Raw genomic sequence first — 17265 nt, 5'->3', positions numbered from 1 at the left:
CGTCCTGGTACGGGGAAGGGTGCTTCGCCGGGGACTGGTGGACAAACCCCGCTCATCACTTGCCCCGACGCCGCGCTTGGGGAATCAGCTTGGCATGGCGATTCTGAGCGACAAGTGGATCCGCAGCCAGGCGCGGGCTAACGGCATGATCGAACCTTTCGTGGAGGCGCAGCGCCGCGACGGGTGCATTTCCTATGGCCTTTCCTCCTACGGCTACGACGCGCGGGTGGCGGACGAGTTCAAGATCTTCACCAATGTCGACTCTGCGGTGGTTGATCCCAAGGACTTCGCCTCGAACTCCTTTGTCGATCGCAAGACCGACGTTTGCGTGATCCCGCCCAATTCCTTCGCGCTCGCCCGCACGGTCGAATATTTCCGCGTGCCCCGCGACGTGCTGGTGATCTGCCTGGGCAAGAGCACCTATGCGCGCTGCGGCATCATCGTGAATGTCACCCCGCTCGAGCCGGGCTGGGAAGGACACGTCACGCTCGAATTTTCCAACACGACGCCGCTGCCCGCGAAGATCTATGCCAATGAGGGCGCCTGCCAGTTCCTCTTCCTCGCGGGCAACGAACCGTGCGAGACGAGCTATGCTGATCGCGCGGGCAAGTACATGGGCCAGCGCGGGGTGACGCTGCCGCGCCTTTGACCTCCCCAAACGGGGATTGACCCTCTCCCGCCGCGGGCGTTCAACTCGTGTTCGACAAGACAGGCGAACGGAGAGGACATGCAGGACATCGAAAGCCGGATCGCCGCGCTCGAGGCGCGCTGCCGCAAGGCGGAGGATCATCTGGAGATCCTCAACCTGCTCAATACCTACGGCCCGCTGGTGGACAGTGCCACGGCGCGGCCCGCCGGCGAGCTGTGGGTAGAGGGCGGCGGCTACAGCTTCACCTTGCCGGACGGCGGGACGAAGCGCCTGACCGCGCCCGATGAGATCGCGGGCATGTATGGCTGGCAAGGCCATCTCGACCTCGTGGACACCGGCTGCGCCCACCTCACCGCCACTCCGAAGATCAGCATCAGGGGCGATGAGGCCGAAGCGGTCGGCTATTCGCTGGTGGTGCTGAAGGAAGGCGAGCGCTGGGTCCTCTGGCGCGCGGCGGTCAATCACTGGACCTTGCGCCGCACCGCCGAGGGCTGGCGCATCGTCGAGCGTTTCAACCGCGCGCTCGATGGCTCGGAAGAGAGCCACGAGACCATGCGCAAGGTCATGGCGATATGAGCGGGCGCTTCACAGGCAAGGTCGCGATCATCACCGGCGCCAGCACCGGTCTCGGCCCGGTCATGGCGCGGATGATGGCGGAGGAGGGCGCGAAGCTGGTGCTCGCGGCGCGGCGGCTCGAACTGGTCGAGGAGGTCGCGGCGGCTATCGGCGAGAACGCCGTCGCGGTGCGCGCGGACGTGACCGACGAGGCCGACGTCGCGGCCATGGTCGAGACGGCGATGGGTTGCTGGGGCCAGGTCGACGTGATGATGAACAACGCCGCCGTGCCGGGCGTCGACAAGTACATCTGGGAACAGACGGTCGACAATTTCCTCGACACCTACAAGGTCGACTGCATGGCCGCCATGCTGTGCAGCCGCGAAGTGCTCAACCGCTCGATGCTGGAGCGCAGGACCGGCGCGATCGTCAACTTCTCCTCCAGCGCCGGTTGGGACGGGATGGTGAGGAAGAGCCACTACAGCGCCGCCAAGGGCGCGCTGCGCATCCTCACCAAGACCATCGCCCGCGAGGTGGGCGAATACGGCATCCGCTGCAATTGCGTGGTGCCCGGCGCGATCGGCACGGATCTCATGCTGAACTACATGAAGCGCATCGCCGAAGAGCAGGGCAAGACCGTGGCGGAGGTCGAGGCGGGCATCGTCGCGCCCCTGCCGCTCAGGACGTTCTCCACGCCGGAGGACGTGGCGGGCCTCGCGCTGTTCCTCGCCTCGGACGAGGCGCGCACGATCACCGGGCAGTCGGTGAACGTCGACGCCGGGCTGGTGATGTCATGACGCTCGAAGACCTCCTCGCCCGCGAAGCCATCCGCGACACGCTGGCCAGGTACACCACCAGCGGCGACCGCCTGAAGATCGACGCTTTCGTCTCCTGCTTCACCGAGGACGGCATCATCGAGGCCGAGAAGGTGCGCCGCGGGCAGGCGTTTCGTTTTGAGGGCCGCGCCGCCATCCGCGCCTGGCAGGAACGCTGGCTTGCCGGAGAAGGCGCAACGCACGGCGCGACTTTCGTGCGCCACCACCTTTCGACCTCGAAGATCGATCTGACCGGCCCCGACAGCGCCAATGCCCGCACATACTGGGTCGCCTGGACCGACATCGGCCCCGATCATGCCGGCTACTACCTCGACATCTTGCGCAAGGTGGGCGAGGACTGGCTCATTGCCCACCGCCGCGTGCGGCTGGACTGGGAAGCGGAAGCCAGCCTGTTCAAGGCGGCGATCGTCCGTTCGCGGGGAAGCTAGTACCGCGCCACAGAGATTATAACGGTTTGGCTTATCGCAGGACGGGCAGCGCTTCGGGGGCGACCAGGAGCTGAATACTTCGGGCGGCGCCCGGCTCACGTTTGATGAGACCGGCTTTTTCCAGGGTGATCACCATTTGGTGGACGGAGGGTGCTGTGACCTGGAAGTGTCGCCGCATGTCCGCTTCAGCCGGGGGGCGTTTGAAGATCCGGCTATAGGCATGGATGAAGGCCAGATACTGGCCCTGGAGCTGGGTGAAGCGCGGCGCTTGTGGCTCTGCTTTTTCGGCAAGTGTCGGTCTCATCTACGATTCATCTTCCGGGATTCATCTGCGTCTCACCGCTGAAGGAGGCTCGGATGAACATAAAGTATCGCGTGGAACTCAGCCAGTCGGAACGGGATCAGCTTGACGCCATGGTGAGCGGCGGCCGTCACGCGGCGTTTGAAGGTGTGGGGAAGCGTGTACCAGTTCCTACGTCGGCATTTTGGGATAGCCTGGAATAAACTGACCCAATTCCGAAAAATCCGGAATAGGAGCAGGCAAAACAATGCCAAACCTCGGTGCCGATTGGATCGGAATCCGCAGCGTGCCAGCGCGGAGACTTCAAGCTTTGACCGATGGTATCCGCTGCCCCAGGGTTCCGACGGGGGCGGCAGGGCCACCTCTCCGTGATTGACACAGCAAGCGTTGAGTCGCTTCAGGAAACTAACGGAGATGGCATTGGCTGCGAACCTTACCGCGGACGATGACGAGACCAGGTCAGCCTCAGTCGAAACTGCACTTCTTTCCATCGAAAGGCCCAATGGCGTTGTCCGCGCTGGGCGGCCGGCTGCTGAGCCCCGCTATCGCAACTCGCGAGCAATCAAGGGTTTGGATCGCTAGCCCGTATGCCTTTGGTACCACGCCATGACCCGTTAGTTGCCGGGTCCGGAACGGCGGGTTTTGGACGACGGTGGCGGTGAGCCGCCTTTCGTTCATCGGAAAATGCTATGTCGATTCACGCCAACTCTTAAGACAACCACTTGTCCAAATCGGCTTGGTGCATCACCATGTTGAGGTGAAACGAAAGCCACCTTCTCGAGCGACAATGCTCAGCCTATCGATAATGGGGGCAGGAATCCTCATCGCGCTGGTCGCCTCGGTGTTACCGCGCTTTGGTTTGGAAATAGCAGCTGGAGTGGTGTTCATTGCCGGAATGCTGCTGCTCTGGATAAGCTCTCTCGGCAACCTTGCAGGCCGGGCCTATCAGAGATTGAGACGACGTCTATAGTGTCCGCTCCCCCCAACTTTCCAGTCGATCCCGCGTGGCGCGACCCCGAAAATCAAAATTGAGAAGCTGCCGTTCCGGACACGACGACATTGCGGACATGCTGATCGGTGGTAGAACCGAGCATGCTTGGTCGTTTGGTCGCCATTCTCGCGGGCGTTGCAGCTATTGTCGCCACCCCCAACGCGACCGCCCAGACCGCCGACGATTCGCCTCGCGACGAGTTCATCATGAACGCATGGTCGAACCCAGCCGACTGCAACCGTTCTAATGCTAAGCGTGTGCCCTTCGCCGCTTTAGCTGCCGACCCAAATGGACTGATTGGCGAGTGCGTCGCAGTCGAAGGATATTGGTCAGGGCGAGCGATATTTGGCTCGACGCGGGACGCTAAGGCTCGCCGATCAAACATAACCGATCGGCTCCGCAGGAAGCGCATCGGGATTTACGCTCAATGGGAGATAGTCGGCGAACCGCCAGTTAGGCCCACTCGCACGACGTTTGTCGGACGCGTTGGACAATGCGAAACCCAATGGCCCGGTGCCATGATGGTGATGGGTTACTGCCATTACACTGGCGGCCCGATCCTTCTTGTGTCTCAGGCTTTTCCAAGCTGAAGCGAGACGGCAGTTTTCCCCAACTTCTCCGCCAAAGCAGCCCGTCAGGACACGCCAACATTGCTGCCAAAACGATAACCACCATAAGTAGGCGGGGATTGTCTCTGCTGGTACGAAGCTTATAGTCTTGCGATGAACTTTTCCCGCCCAATCATACCATCGCGTTGGCCAGAACTGCTTTGTTTCACAATCAGTGCATGCGTCGGATTTGCCGCGCTCGCATATCTCATCAGCGCGCATTTCAGAGGTTTAATCGAGCTTCAGGACGTGCCGATTGTTTGGCTGGCCTTTCTGGTCGGTGCCGCACCGATAGTGATCTTCGGCTTTCTCTGTCGCCGTCGTCGCGTTCATAAGGCGGCGCAACTGAACGAGTACGAGAGGGTTCTGGCTTTGGGGGCAACAGACACATAACAGTCCGCTCCCCCCAACTTTTCGGTCATAGCCCTACTTGAAAGGTGCTGGAAAGCAGACCGTCAGCTTTCAGGGAAATGCGAATCGCCCTCGAATGACCGAAAAGCCCCGCGGTTGCTGCCGGTGCCGTCGGCATCATCGCAGCTCTCGGCCTCCAGCAATTTTATGCCGAAAGCTGGAAACAGATCGGAAGGCGAGGTCGATTGGTTTAGTCCCGAAGGGAAATTGCGGCATTTGCGCAAGGGCACGAGATTGGCATGTGGAGGCGGCGTTGAACTCTCCCCACACCCCACCGGTTCAGTTCCGCCTTCACCAAAGACGACGTTATCCTCTAACGAACCAATACCCGCTTCTCGGCCTCTGCCGCAGAAAAGCTGCCGGTCCGCTTTTGCGGAGCCGTCCTCGACGCTCGAACGACAGGAAAGTCGGGCGCAACTGCCGATAGCACTGACCCATGGCAGCGGGCGCCTTGAGCCAGGAGCGGACATTCTGGACACGTCCACATTGACGACATTTCAAAGTGACGAGAAACGGGCTGGAGGGCGGCGGCGGTGCAACGAAAGTCGCGTCAGCGCCAAGTGCGCACATAAGCCGCCATTCATCGACTAGGTGCAATACCGGAACCCATGAAACCGTGGACTTTCTCGCTTCCGCTCGCCGTGCTGGCGCTCTCAGCACCCGCCCATGCAACGGGCGGCCTTGTTTGCACGACTGCGGGACCGCGGCCTATCGAAGTAACTCTAGGCTTCGGGCATGTTCCCAGCGCACCGCTTTTTCTGGCGCGGCTCGTCGACGCCGGGCGGGAAGTGCCTGTGATTGCTCCGCAATGGTGGATGCGCTCGCCGGAGCTTCGGCTGGCACTCACCGCGAAGAGTGGGCACCGCGAACTCATATTGAGCGCACAATGGAACCCAGACACTCAGTCTTATGACGGGTCGCTGTGGCGGTCCGGCCGCAAGCGGTGGGTTCGCTGCCGAGAAGATTGATACACGTCCAATTTGACCCGTTCACCGGATGGCTGCTTACTAAGCGCGCCCAAGAGGACTGGTCCGTTTCCCACCAATTCCAGTTATAGGCGCGGGCACCAGACTGGGGAAAAGCGGACGGTCGGCTTTTGCGGTGCCATCCTCGGCTCGCGAATGCCCGAAATGCCCCGCGAAAGCTGCCGGCTTTCTCTTTGGCAAAAGCGCTGCCATGTTCCGATCGGAGGCTTTCCGGCTGAGCCCTGGAACAGGTGCCATTCGTTCAGCGGGGGGAAAGCACTCCAGGCAGATAATTATTCATGTTCAAGGTCCTATCCCTGCTAGGGTTATGCGTCGCGTGTTCTCCTGCAAGCGACAATCGTGGAGATACTGTCACGCCGACAGCGCGCAACTACGCTACGCAGACCCGCGCACCGTCGCCTGACTACCGCGCGTTACTCAATCAGTCCTCGCAGGCTGCTGATGGGGGTAGGCAACGCGAAGCCACATCGCCTCTGCCTCCTAATGCAAAGCGCATCGGTGAAACGTGGGTCGCGCGGCTGAAAAAGCGCGGTGCACTACTTGGTTTCGGCCTTGCGGGAAAGAGTTCTGACGGGCCGGTCGATATGATTGATACCGGGTTGACTGAGGAGGAATTCGTACGCTGGACAAATGAGAACAACTGGGATGTGCCTACGCACATCCGCTGGCACTTTGTGCCAGTAATGAACCTTCCACGCGTGAGCGATGCGGCAAAGAAGACCATTCGAGTATGGCCCGCTTCTATTTCTCGGACGGGTCTACAGCACCAAGCGCTTTATCGTGGGCGAGTGGAACTGCGGAACGGATGTTTCTTCGTCGGCGAGTTCGAACAGGCTACCGACAAATTAGCATGGTTCCATGCGGAGATGGGATTGGATATTGATGACTCCGGCTACTTCATTCTGCGCGACCGGATCAGTGGCAGAACGCTTGCGCGACTTGGCGAAGAAATGAATTGGGGTGGGCCTGCAAGTGCCGACATTGACGCGGAGATTGAGCGCGTTTTGCAAGATGCATGTGGCCCCGCCGAAATCTACGTCGTCGGCTCGCCCGAAGCGAGAGAGCGCTTCCTCACACAGTATCCTCACCTACGCGAGTCGCAGGTATCGCCGCCCCCGCCACCACCTGGAATATGAAGCAGGACCAGAAGTGCGCTTTTGTGCTTCCGTCTCTTTGAAGCGGACGGTCGCGACCCAATTTCCGACGTTATGGGTCAATCATCGGACAAGATGGTTTCGGTGTGAAGTGCGCACTTCCATTCGTCGCCAGCACGCACCCAGGTGGAGCTGTCCGCGCATTGGAGATCCATTCGATTGCCTTTCATTGTTCCTTCCTGATGCACCTTGTAGGCAATAACAGCCACATCATCTGATGGGCGAATGACCTTCACATCTGAAAATTCGAACTTTGCCAAATTCCACTGGCCTTCCTCGGTCATGGCGGCATACTTTTCGGGGTCAATTTTCATAGTACCCATCGGGCCAGTCACGAGGCAATCGTTTGCAATCATCTTTTTGGCTCGGTCGGCATCCTTATCGACCATGGATTGCCAGAATGCCGTTTCCAGTTCCACGATGTCGTTGTCGCTGTCGCTCATCTTCGCTTCTCCTTTGTCAGGACCAACGAAAAGGGCGTCCTCAAGTTGCCACTGTCGCCGCGTGCACAACATTATTTCTCGTTGCTCTCCCGAAAATGCAGGCTGTCCGAAATCAGCAAGTTCGTCGTTGCTGGCAATGGCCGCAATGTTGCGCAAACCGGCCACATTCCCAAACAGCAGGGTTCCTGTCGCGCAGTGAGTCGCTGGAACCCCAAGAACCTTGCCCCTGACAGCGACCTGCGCGGTTTCGCGTGGAAAAAGCAGACGGGGCTGGGCGTTTGTTGATCCGTTCGATGATCTCCCGCCCAGCGATTGATCGTGTAAATCCGCAATGCCCCAACCGGGTCGACATGTTGGTCGACTTGGTGCCAATCGAGGACGTCCTAGGATTGGAAGGGGCACAAAACCCGGATGGACCGGATGTGTCGAGGTCCGGGAACGGGAGAGCTTTTCATTGAACTTCGTATCGTACCGAAGTCGGCAGCTTGGCTATGAGACCCCGGCGGCGTTCGCCGCCCAACTGCAAAGCAATGGGCTGCTTCGCCACGCCCTACGGGCGCCGCTACGCAGCCCATTGCTTCAACCGCGCTCATGCGCAAAACAACCGCCCGGCTCTAATCACAGCCGGAGGAAAGCTGGGGGTCACGTCACAGGCATGCCAGATTCACAAACTCTGCAGTGAGAGCCTGGGTCGATTGGCGAGGGCCGCGTGACGTGCCTAGGCTTCCAACTTCATGCCACTGAAGCTGGGCCGCTCTGCGGCGACCTGTTTCTGGCAGAAGCCGCCGAACCAAGTCATCTCAGGAGCCCGCAAGGCTTGGTCACGTCGATGAAATTCAAGAACTTGAATGGTCGAAACTGGCGAAGCCATTCCTGCACTATTCCGTGATTCTGCATTCCCATCGGGGGCATTCTTTGCCGGAACTGTCCGCTACAAACCCATTGACGAAGTGCCGAAAAGCCAGCATTAGCGCGGCTTCCCGGCACAGGGGCGGTTAGCTCAGTTGGTAGAGCATCTCGTTTACACCGAGAGGGTCGGCGGTTCGAGCCCGTCACCGCCCACCACGGATCATGGCCCATCACGTCCCACTGAGCGCCGTAACCCGCAGAAATTTGCGGTATTTTCAGGGCCTGGCCTCGCCGAGTCCAATTCGGGGAAAGGCCCCCATTCATGGCGCTCACCGATTTTGCGATCGAAAATGCAATGCCGAAAGCCAAGGCATACGAGCTTGGCGACGGAGGCGGTCTTTATCTTCAGGTCAATCCGTCCGAGACCAAGCTGTGGCGGATGAAGTACCGTTGGGAGGGGCGCGAGAAGAAGCTCGCGATTGGGCCCTATCCGCTTGTCTCACTCGCCGACGCGCGGACCAAGGCCGCTTGGATAGGAATGGCGGGGGTGATAGACTGTTGGCTGTGGGGTTCCGCCGCCTGATCGGGGCTGGCTGACATCATACAGGAGGCATTTATGGCTTACTGGGAATTCAAGGGCCGTGAATTGGTCAATTGCACCTGCGACTATGGCTGCAACTGTCAGTTCGGCGGCTTGCCCGACAAGGGGCATTGCCACGCAGTGTTCGGAATGATCATCGACGAGGGCAGGCACGGCGAAACGGATCTGTCGGGCCTCAAGATCGGCGCGATCTTCAAATGGCCTGGTCCCATCCACGATGGCCATGGCGAATGCGTCGCTTTTGTCGATGAACGCGCCAGCGATGCCCAGCGCGCATCACTACTGACAATTATGACGGGCGGCGACACCGATCCCATGGCCACGTTCTTTGCGGTCTTCGCCTCGACGGTGGAAACCATGCATGATCCGCTTTTTGTTCCGATCGAGTTCGAAGTCGATATCGAAGGACGCAAGGGCCGTCTGCGCATCCCCGGCCACGTCGACATGGAAGGGGAGCCGATCAAGAGCCCGGTCGACGGCAGCGAAGTCCGGGCGCGCATTCACTTACCTGACGGCTTTGAATATGAGTACGCCGAAGTCGGCTCGGCTACCAGCACAGGCACCGATCCGGTACCGATCGAACTGGCAAGCAGCTATGCGCAGTTCGCACACCTGCACCTCGATAGCCACGGAGTCGTTCGCGCATAATGGCATCTGGCATCGCGCGGATCCTGCGCGCTTCCAGCTTCGTCACGATTGGGGGGCTTGTCCTGCTGACCAGCCTTGCGTGGCTCTGGTTGGCAAGTGGCGCCGGCATGCCGCATGGCGCTCAGTTTTCCCTTGCGCCCTTCGACCCCGGCGGGGCGCCGACAGCGCATGCGACTTCCGGGGCGATGGCGATGGCGATGGGAGACTGGTCGCCGCGCAATGTCGCACTGACAATTTCGATGTGGTGGATCATGATGGTGGCGATGATGCTGCCGGCCGCAGCACCCGTCGTGCTTCTCTATGACCGTTCCTATCGCGCCAGCTATGCAGCTGCGGCTTCGCCGATATGGTCATTTCTGGCAGGCTATCTTGTGGCCTGGGGAGTGTTTTCCATCGCCGCCGCGTTGGCTCAGATCCTGCTCGACCGAGCGTCCCTGCTGTCTCCGGCGATCATGGCGTTCGATGAGCGTATCCTGTCGGCAATCGTTCTCATTGCCGCCGGACTGTACCAGTTAACGCCTGCCAAGCAGGCATGCCTGAGGCAGTGCCGCAACCCGGCCGAGTTCATCGCGCGCTATCATTCTCCCGGCGCGGCCGGAGCATTTCGGCTCGGCCTTATCCACGGTTCCTACTGCCTTGGTTGTTGTTGGCTTTTGATGGTCCTGTTGTTCGTCGGCGGTGTCATGAACCTGGTTTGGATCGCAGTACTTTCGATGGTCGTCGCGGTCGAGAAGCTCCTTCCCCGAGGGAAGATTGCGGGGCTGGTGTTTGGCTATGGATTCATTGCCTGGGGCGGCTGGTTGCTGTTCTCAGCCTGGCCGTAGCCGAAGCCATCACTTTTCGCTGGTCGTACCCGCGCTTTCACCGGCTTGCCCGAATCCTCCTCCGAGAGCGAGATGCAGGTCCACGCGGTTCGCCAGGCGCAGCCTTTGCACCGCGAGCAGGCTTGACCGGGCGTCGAGGGACCGTCTCTGGCTTTCGAGCAGGGTCAGCAAAGGCTCCTTTCCCAGATCGTAGCGATTGCGGGCAATCTCCACCGCCCGCTCGGCGGCGGCCACGGCCCCGGCAAGCTCCCGCTCTTGGCCGCCGAGGAACTCCTCCACCGCCAAGGCGATCTCCACCTCGGACAAGGCGGTCAGGACCGCGTCGGCATAGCTTTGCAGCGCTTCGTCGCGCTCGCCGGCGCGCAATTCGAACTGGGCCCGCAAACGGCCGCCCTGGAAGACCGGCTGGAGCAGGCGTCCCGCGACCGACCAGATGAAGGCCCCCGGATCGAACAGATTGGACAGCTCGGTGGTGGAGGTGCCGGCCGAGGCGGTCAGGGTGATGCCCGGCAGGAAGGAGCGTTCCGCCGCGGTCAGGCGGAAGCCGGCCGCCCGCAGGTCCAGCAGCGAAGCGGCAATGTCCGGCCGGCGGGCCAGAAGCTCCGCCGGGATGCCGGCGGGCGGCGGGGGCGGAACGGTGGGAAGGGCGTCGGCGACGGCGACCTCGCCATCGGGATAGTTGCGCAACAGGATGTCGAACTCGCGGGTCAGCATGGCGAGCGTCTCCCGTCGTTGCGCGAGATGGGCGCTGGCGGAGCGCAGATTGGCATCCGCCAGTTGTCCCTCGATGGGCTGGGCGGAGCCGACGTCCACACGATTGCCGATCTGCCGTGCCACCTCGGTGTAGTTCTCGACCGTCCGTTGCGCCAGCTCGACCTGCTCGCGCGCTTCGACGACGGCGAAATAGGTCCGGGCGGTCTGCGCGGCGATGACCTGGCGCACGGCCTGCAGGCTGGCTTCGCTGCCGAGGAATTCAGCGCGCGCCGCGGCGGACTGGGCGGACAGTCTGCCCCACAGGTCGATCTCCCAGCTCACATTGGCCGACAGGTCGTAGGTCTCGATTGTGTAAGAAGAGGGTCCGGCTCTCGGTTCGTCCCCTGGCACGACGATGCCGAGGCTTTCCAGAGACAAGTGCTGTCTGGTCGCCGAAAGCGAGGCGTCGACCTGCGGCAGCCGATCTGCTCCGGCGATGCGCGCTCGCGCCCGCGCCTGCCGGACACGTGCGATTGCCTGGCCGATCGCGGTGCTGTCCGCCACGGCCCTTTCGACGAAGGCGTCGAGTTGCGGATCGCCGAAGTGCGTCCACCACCTCTCGTATACGGCGCCCTGGGCTCCGTTCGCCGCGGCGAAGCCGGGTGGGATAGTAACGCCGATCTCGGGAGGCTCGTCGCCCGGCACCGTGCAGGCGGCGAGGGACAGGCAGGCGGCTGCCGCCATGGACGTTGCGAACTTCGCGCTCACAGCCGCTCTAGCCGGCATCGCGCCGCTCCACCCTGGTTCCGTCCGTTATTTCGGAAGCGGGATAGAGAATTACCGTCTCCCCCTTCCGCAGCCCCTCCAGAACCTGCGCCTGGGCGCCGTTGTTGCGGCCGATCCTTACGCTTCTGCGTTCCGCCCTTCCGTCCGCGACGATGAAGACGGCCCAGTCTCCCTGCTCCCTGAACAGCGCACTGGATGGGACGACGATCGCATCGTCGTCTTCCCACACGACAATGCGCGCCTCGACACGAAAGCCGCTTCCGAGGCCGATCTGGCCGGTGTGTGGGTCGGTGAGCCGGACGATTGTGTTGACGCGCTGCTCTTCGACGCCCAGCGCGGAAACCTTGGTGAAGCCCTGCGGCTCGATCCGCGCGACCTCGCCCCGCAGCGGCTCGCCGCCGCCCCAGTTGTCGATCAGCACCCGGTTGCCCGCCGCGACCTGCACCGCATCGGTCGAAAGCAGTTCCACGAGCACTTCAAGGTCGCCGTTGACATTGCCGATCTCCAAGATCGGCGCGCCTGCGTCCAGCGTGGCTTCGCTCTCCTGCTCTACGCTGAGCACGCGCCCGGATGCGGGTGCGACTATGGAGATGGCCCCGCCGCCGGCCAGCTCCGCACGGGCACGCTCCAGGTCCGCGCGCCGCGCTTCAATGATAGAATTTGCCGCGCCGGTGGCAGCGGCGGCGGTGGCGGCATCGCGCTGTGCTGTCTCGAGCGCTTCACGGCTCGTGGAATCGAGTTCCCACAGCTTCTGCTCTCGGGCCAGGCTATTCCCGGCGAGCTTCTTCTCCGCCGCCGCCCGGACCGCTTCGTCCTGTGCCGCGCGCAAGGCCGCCTGCGCCGCGGCCACGTCGGCGTGTGCCTGTGCCCGGGCGCGCGGGTCGAGCGGGGCGGGCAGCAGACGCGCCACGATGGTCCGGCCGCCAATGACGCGGTCCCCCGGCGTCACTTCCACGCGTTGCAATCGCCCGGCAGCGGGCGCGGACACGACATAGCTGTCGCCGACCCGCGTGCGCCCCTCCTCATCGATCGTCAGTTGCATGGCCCCTTGAGTGACCTTGCCCATGTCGACCGCCGCGGCGCTCGGCCAGAAGGCGAAGATCAGCAGTATGAGGATCAGTACCGCCCCGCCGACCATCAGATGGAAACGCGTGATCTTCTTTCGAGCCATCGGTTACTCTCTTGCTTTCAGCGCGCTGACGAGTTCAAGCCTGTCGACGTCGCGTTTTACCAGCCACCCTGAGGCGACTGAAGCAGCCAGTACGGCAAGCACGGCAGTGCCGAAGTCGGATCGACCGAAGGTCGCAGGGATCTGGTAGAGGTCGCTGCTGAACCCGGCGGCGATGCCGAAGGACAGCGCATAGCCCAGCAGCGCCCCCACCGGCAGGGCTACAAACATCACCACCGCCAGTTCCCCGAGCAGCACGAACGCCGCCTCCCCCTTTGTGAAACCGAGGACACGCAGGCTGGCGAGATCACGTTCACGCTCAGCCTGTGCGATGCGCGCGGAGTTGTAGACGATGCCGAAGGTGATAACGAAGGCGATGCCGGCCATCACATAGCGCATCGCGCCGGCGCCGCTGTCCATCAGCTCCTGCAGGGATTCGCGCGTTTCGTCCTTGAGGCTGACGCTGGCCACGGCTGGCATGTCCTTGAGCGTACGATAGATTTCGTCGCTGCGCGCGGAATCGATCCGCAGCGCCGCGCCCGAGACCCGGTCCGGTTCGCGTAGCGCCCGGTTGAGCGCGTCGATTTGCATATAGGCTGGCGAGCCGAGCAGGCTTTCGGTGGTGCCGAAAACCGGCAGTTCGAGCACCGGCTGGCGTCCTTCCCGCACCTCGACGGTCAGCGTCTCGCCGGGGCGGATCTGGAGCTTGTCGGCCAGTGAAGTGGAGAGGATGACGCCCTCTTCGCGCATGTCGATAGCGTCCATTTCACTGGTTACCGCTCGGTTGAGGCGAGGCGTGGCGATCCGCCCTTCCACCGCGCCGCGATGGGTTCTCAATCCGTTGCGCAGCACGGCCGATACGTTTCGCACCGGTTCCACCTCGATCACGCCCGGCAGGCGCTGCAGTTCGAGGATGGTCTTGTCTGATTTGGGGTCGGTGAAGCTGACCGTGAGATCGCTGCGATCGATCACGTTGAAATTGACATCTATCGTCCGGTCGAACCCTGACATGACCGAGGTCATCGCGGCGGCGAGCGCCATGCCCGCGCCGATGCCCAGCACCGCTCCGCCCATGAGGGCGGGCTGGCGCGTGACGCGCCGCACAACCATTCGGCCAGGCTGATCGAGTATGCGGGTCAGTTTCCGGACGACGCCCCCCGTGCGGCTGTAGTCCGCCGGTGCCGGGGGGCGCATGGCGACGGCCGGTGTCAGCGCGAAGACTCTGCGCAGCACGAGCAAGCCGCCGGCCGAGGCGGCGCAGACGCTGACCAGAATGCCCAGAACGAACGAGGACGACCGAAGTTCGAACAGCAGAAAGGGAAACTTGTAGAACTGGAGATAGAGCACCACCATCGCCCGCCCGGCGGCGATGCCGGCAAGGCAACCGAGGATCGCTCCGCTCACGGCGATAAACAGGATCAGCTTGAAATAGTGCGCGCCGACTTCGAGATCGGTGTAGCCGAAGGCCTTCATCAGTCCGATCTGTTCGCGCTCGGCCTGCACCATGCGCGAAATGACGATGTAGAGAAGGAACGCGGCCACGGCGAGGAAGAGCGGCGGGATTATCGCGCTCGTCGCGCGGAGGCCGTTGATCTCCTCGCTGACATAGCGATCCGAGAGATGGTCTTCGCGCCCATAGGCGCCGAGCCCGCCATAGGGTTCGAGAATACGGTCCACCGCTTCGAGCACTGCCGGTTCGCGGGCGTCGCGCGTGAGCGAGAGCAGCGCCTCATTGAAGGCGCCTTCCATGTCGAAGGCCGCGCCCGCGGTGGCGCGACTCATCCAGATCACCGCGTAGCGCTCGTCGTCGGGCGCAAGCTCACCCGGCGCAGTGACATAGAGAAACTCGGGTGCCTGAACCAGACCGACGACGCTGAACGCGCGCTGCGCGCCGCGGATCGTCACGCGCAGGGCATCTCCCGGCCTGATGTCGTGGGCATCGGCGAAGCTCTTCAGCAGCAGGATCTCGTCCCGATTGGCCGGGTCGAGCCGGCGCCCGGCGATGAGGAAGATGTCGTTAAGCCGCGGCGCCTCGAAATCGGGCAGTGAGACTATCCGGGCCTGGATCGGCAGGTCGACGCTGTCCAGATCGACCAGCGCATAGCCGGCGACCCTGCCTTCAGTCGCCGCGACGCCGGGGATCGCCGGCAGGTCGCCGATAACATTCTCGGGCGCGCGCGTGACCGGCGCGAAGACTTCGGCGAGGCGATAGCGCTCGTAATAGGCCTGGCGTGTCTCGTCGAGCGACCTGACGAGGCCGGTCATCATTACCAGCAGCAATACGCCGACGGCAATCACGGCGCCGATGGCTGCGGCCTGCCCTTTTATGCGCCACAGGTCGCGCAACAATTTGCGGTCCAGCGGATTCACTGCGCGTTCACCAATCAATCTTGTCGGGGTCGAGCCGGGTTTCGTTTTCCCTGATCTTGCGGATCTTTCCGTCGGCGAAATGGATGACCCGGTGCGCCATGCCGGCGGTGGCCGCCGCATGCGTGACTATCAGGACTGTGGTGCCCAACGTCTCGTTGACACCCTTCAGTACCTTGAGCACCGCGCGGCCGGTCGTGCTGTCAAGCGCGCCGGTGGGTTCGTCGCAGAACAGGACCCTGGGTCGCTTGGCGACAGCCCGGGCAATCGCCACCCGCTGCTGCTCGCCGCCCGAAAGTTGCGCGGGAAAATGATCGAGGCGCGCGTGGAGGCCAACCAACGCGAGGGCCTCCTCCGGCTCCATCGGGTCTTTGGCGATCTCCGTCACCAGTTCGACATTCTCGCGCGCCGTCAGGCTCGGCATCAGATTGTAGAACTGGAACACGAAGCCGACGTTGTCGCGCCGGTAGTGCGTCAACTCCGCGTCGCTCATCGCGCTCAGTTCCTGGTCGCGGAACCAGATCGTGCCATCGGTACCCCGGTCGAGCCCGCCGATGATGTTCAGTAAGGTGGACTTTCCGCTTCCTGACGGGCCGAGCAGGACCACGATCTCGCCGCCCGGCAACGCCAGGTCGACACCGCGCAGCGCATGGACTGCGGCCGGTCCTTCACCATAGACCTTGGTCAGGCCTTCGGTACGGTAGACACAGGCAAGCGATCCGGTCGTCGGGTCGACATTGGTCATGCGGCTCCAATCTGACTGGCTTGCGAAACTATGCCACCACTCTTTGGATTGGCAACCGGCCCGGAAGGTCGTTCGTCCAGGTACTGCGTGATAATCTCCCGCACACAGCTTGTTGGGCTCTCCGCCGATCGGCGAAGAACGCCTCCTTTTCGTGCTCATGACAGTTTTAAAACTTCAGCCGTTCTGCCCCCGTGCGTGGCGGGCCAATTCACGCTGCCTGCAGCGATTGCGGGTGATGTGGCCCACGCCCCAGCCCGACCCCAAACCACCGCCTGGCGGCCCGTCGCCGGATAGCGCGGGTGTGGCGATACCTCGGGAAAACCCAAAGGGACTTGACATAAGATTAGAGTTATCTAAATTAGAGTTACCTTATGAAAAAAGTTGTAACATCATCATCGTTCCCATTTGAGGAACAGGCCGCGGAAGCCGCTGCGCTGCTCCGTACGCTGTCGAACGAGAGCCGCCTGCTCGTGCTGTGCCATCTGGCCGAGAGAGGGGAGTTGGCGGTGGGTGATCTGGTCGAGCGGATCGGGCTCAGCCAGTCGGCGCTGTCCCAGCATCTCGCAAGGCTGCGGGAGGAGGGTCTCGTGGCGACCCGCAAGGAGGCGCAGAGCGTATATTACCGGATATGCGATCCGCGCGCGCAACAGATACTCGTGCTGCTTCACGACATTTTCTGTCCGGACCTGGGTCACGGACCCGTCAAAGCCTAGGCAATCGGAGACGAATTATGACCAACGACACCGTCATCGAGCAGGCGATCGTCCTCGTTCGCGCGGTTCGAGCCGGGGAGGTGCGCGCGCCGCACGTGAAAGCGTTCTTCCACGAGCCGACCTTCACTGCGAGCTATGTGGTCAGCGATCCTATGACGAAGCGGGCAGCGATCGTGGACAGCGTGTGGGACTTCGATCAGCCCTCGGGTCGGACCAGCTTCGAGTCCGCCGATGAGATCATCGCCTACGTTCAGGCGCAGGGCTTCACGGTTGACTGGATCCTGGAGACCCACGCCCATGCCGATCACTTGTCAGCCGCTCCCTACCTCCAGGAAAAACTCGGCGGCAAGCTCGTCATTGGCCGGGAGATCGTCACCGTCCAGGACGTGTTCGGCAAGATTTTTAACGAAGGTACCGAGTTCGCGCGCGACGGTTCGCAGTTCGACCGGCTCGTTGCGGACGGCGAACAGCTGATGGTGGGAGAGATCCCGCTCATCGCGCTGCATGTG

The 17265-nt window shown here is 62.3% G+C and carries 16 protein-coding genes, 1 tRNA gene and 1 pseudogene; 12 read left to right on the top strand and 6 right to left on the bottom strand.

Annotated elements, in window-relative coordinates; all coding sequences use genetic code 11:
• Positions 1–94 precede the first annotated feature (94 nt).
• The 4 genes from dcd to IEX32_RS16480 all read left to right on the top strand — a co-directional run bounded on the left by dcd (position 95) and on the right by IEX32_RS16480 (position 2468).
• A complete protein-coding gene (gene dcd, locus IEX32_RS16495) occupies positions 95–649 on the top strand; it encodes a dCTP deaminase (RefSeq protein WP_188772649.1) in 555 nt (184 codons plus the stop codon).
• Positions 650–727: 78 nt separating this feature from the next.
• On the top strand, positions 728–1225 hold the full coding sequence (locus IEX32_RS16490; RefSeq protein ID WP_188772648.1) for a nuclear transport factor 2 family protein: 498 nt from the start codon (positions 728–730) through the stop codon (positions 1223–1225).
• On the top strand, positions 1222–2001 hold the full coding sequence (locus IEX32_RS16485; protein ID WP_188772647.1) for an SDR family NAD(P)-dependent oxidoreductase: 780 nt from the start codon (positions 1222–1224) through the stop codon (positions 1999–2001). Before IEX32_RS16490 ends, IEX32_RS16485 begins: the two co-directional genes overlap by 4 nt.
• Positions 1998–2468 carry a nuclear transport factor 2 family protein gene (locus IEX32_RS16480; protein ID WP_188772646.1) on the top strand — a complete coding sequence of 157 codons (471 nt, stop codon included), beginning with the start codon at positions 1998–2000 and terminating at the stop codon, positions 2466–2468. The genes IEX32_RS16485 and IEX32_RS16480 overlap by 4 nt, the downstream gene beginning before the upstream one ends.
• A gap of 31 nt (positions 2469–2499) precedes the next feature.
• On the opposite strand, the gene IEX32_RS16475 is transcribed toward IEX32_RS16480, so the two are convergent.
• Complete coding sequence (locus tag IEX32_RS16475; RefSeq protein ID WP_188772645.1) at positions 2500–2772, bottom strand: LexA family protein; 273 nt, start codon at positions 2770–2772, stop codon at positions 2500–2502.
• Positions 2773–6043: 3271 nt separating this feature from the next.
• On the opposite strand from IEX32_RS16475, the gene IEX32_RS16470 reads away from it, so the two are divergent.
• On the top strand, positions 6044–6901 hold the full coding sequence (locus IEX32_RS16470) for a hypothetical protein (protein WP_188772644.1): 858 nt from the start codon (positions 6044–6046) through the stop codon (positions 6899–6901).
• A 77-nt stretch (positions 6902–6978) separates the two neighbouring features.
• On the opposite strand, the gene IEX32_RS16465 is transcribed toward IEX32_RS16470, so the two are convergent.
• Positions 6979–7518: a nuclear transport factor 2 family protein gene (locus tag IEX32_RS16465; protein ID WP_188772643.1), complete on the bottom strand. Its 540-nt coding sequence runs from the start codon at positions 7516–7518 to the stop codon at positions 6979–6981.
• 328 nt (positions 7519–7846) lie between these two features.
• Between IEX32_RS16465 and IEX32_RS16460 the strand changes: the two are divergent.
• The 5 genes and pseudogenes from IEX32_RS16460 to IEX32_RS16440 all read left to right on the top strand — a co-directional run.
• Positions 7847–7980, top strand: a pseudogene (locus tag IEX32_RS16460) (IS3 family transposase); the annotation flags it as partial.
• 371 nt (positions 7981–8351) lie between these two features.
• A tRNA-Val gene (locus IEX32_RS16455) sits at positions 8352–8427 on the top strand.
• Between the two features lie 106 nt (positions 8428–8533).
• Positions 8534–8794 carry an Arm DNA-binding domain-containing protein gene (locus IEX32_RS16450; RefSeq protein ID WP_188772642.1) on the top strand — a complete coding sequence of 87 codons (261 nt, stop codon included), beginning with the start codon at positions 8534–8536 and terminating at the stop codon, positions 8792–8794.
• Positions 8795–8827: 33 nt separating this feature from the next.
• On the top strand, positions 8828–9460 hold the full coding sequence (locus IEX32_RS16445; protein WP_188772641.1) for a DUF1326 domain-containing protein: 633 nt from the start codon (positions 8828–8830) through the stop codon (positions 9458–9460).
• 191 nt (positions 9461–9651) lie between these two features.
• On the top strand, positions 9652–10284 hold the full coding sequence (locus IEX32_RS16440) for a DUF2182 domain-containing protein (RefSeq protein ID WP_229736431.1): 633 nt from the start codon (positions 9652–9654) through the stop codon (positions 10282–10284).
• 9 nt (positions 10285–10293) lie between these two features.
• On the opposite strand, the gene IEX32_RS16435 is transcribed toward IEX32_RS16440, so the two are convergent.
• From IEX32_RS16435 to IEX32_RS16420, 4 genes are read right to left on the bottom strand one after another with little or no spacing between them, the layout of a single operon-like run.
• The gene (locus IEX32_RS16435) at positions 10294–11721 is read right to left on the bottom strand and encodes an efflux transporter outer membrane subunit (RefSeq protein WP_188772639.1); all 1428 of its coding nucleotides are present in this window, start codon (positions 11719–11721) and stop codon (positions 10294–10296) included.
• Positions 11722–11752: 31 nt separating this feature from the next.
• Positions 11753–12934 carry an efflux RND transporter periplasmic adaptor subunit gene (locus tag IEX32_RS16430; protein WP_188772638.1) on the bottom strand — a complete coding sequence of 394 codons (1182 nt, stop codon included), beginning with the start codon at positions 12932–12934 and terminating at the stop codon, positions 11753–11755.
• 3 nt (positions 12935–12937) lie between these two features.
• Positions 12938–15301 (bottom strand): ABC transporter permease, encoded by a 2364-nt coding sequence (locus tag IEX32_RS16425; RefSeq protein ID WP_229736430.1) that lies wholly within the window; start codon positions 15299–15301, stop codon positions 12938–12940.
• 7 nt (positions 15302–15308) lie between these two features.
• The gene (locus IEX32_RS16420; protein WP_188772636.1) at positions 15309–16043 is read right to left on the bottom strand and encodes an ABC transporter ATP-binding protein; all 735 of its coding nucleotides are present in this window, start codon (positions 16041–16043) and stop codon (positions 15309–15311) included.
• Between the two features lie 371 nt (positions 16044–16414).
• On the opposite strand from IEX32_RS16420, the gene IEX32_RS16415 reads away from it, so the two are divergent.
• A complete protein-coding gene (locus tag IEX32_RS16415; RefSeq protein ID WP_188772635.1) occupies positions 16415–16756 on the top strand; it encodes an ArsR/SmtB family transcription factor in 342 nt (113 codons plus the stop codon).
• Positions 16757–16773: 17 nt separating this feature from the next.
• A partial coding sequence (locus IEX32_RS16410) for an MBL fold metallo-hydrolase (RefSeq protein ID WP_188772634.1) occupies positions 16774–17265 on the top strand: 492 nt, incomplete at its 3' end.

The organism is Novosphingobium endophyticum, from assembly GCF_014640675.1.
GTDB lineage: Bacteria > Pseudomonadota > Alphaproteobacteria > Sphingomonadales > Sphingomonadaceae > Novosphingobium > Novosphingobium endophyticum.
Note: the sequence above shows the minus strand (reverse complement) of the source record. Positions and strands in the feature narration are given on the sequence as shown.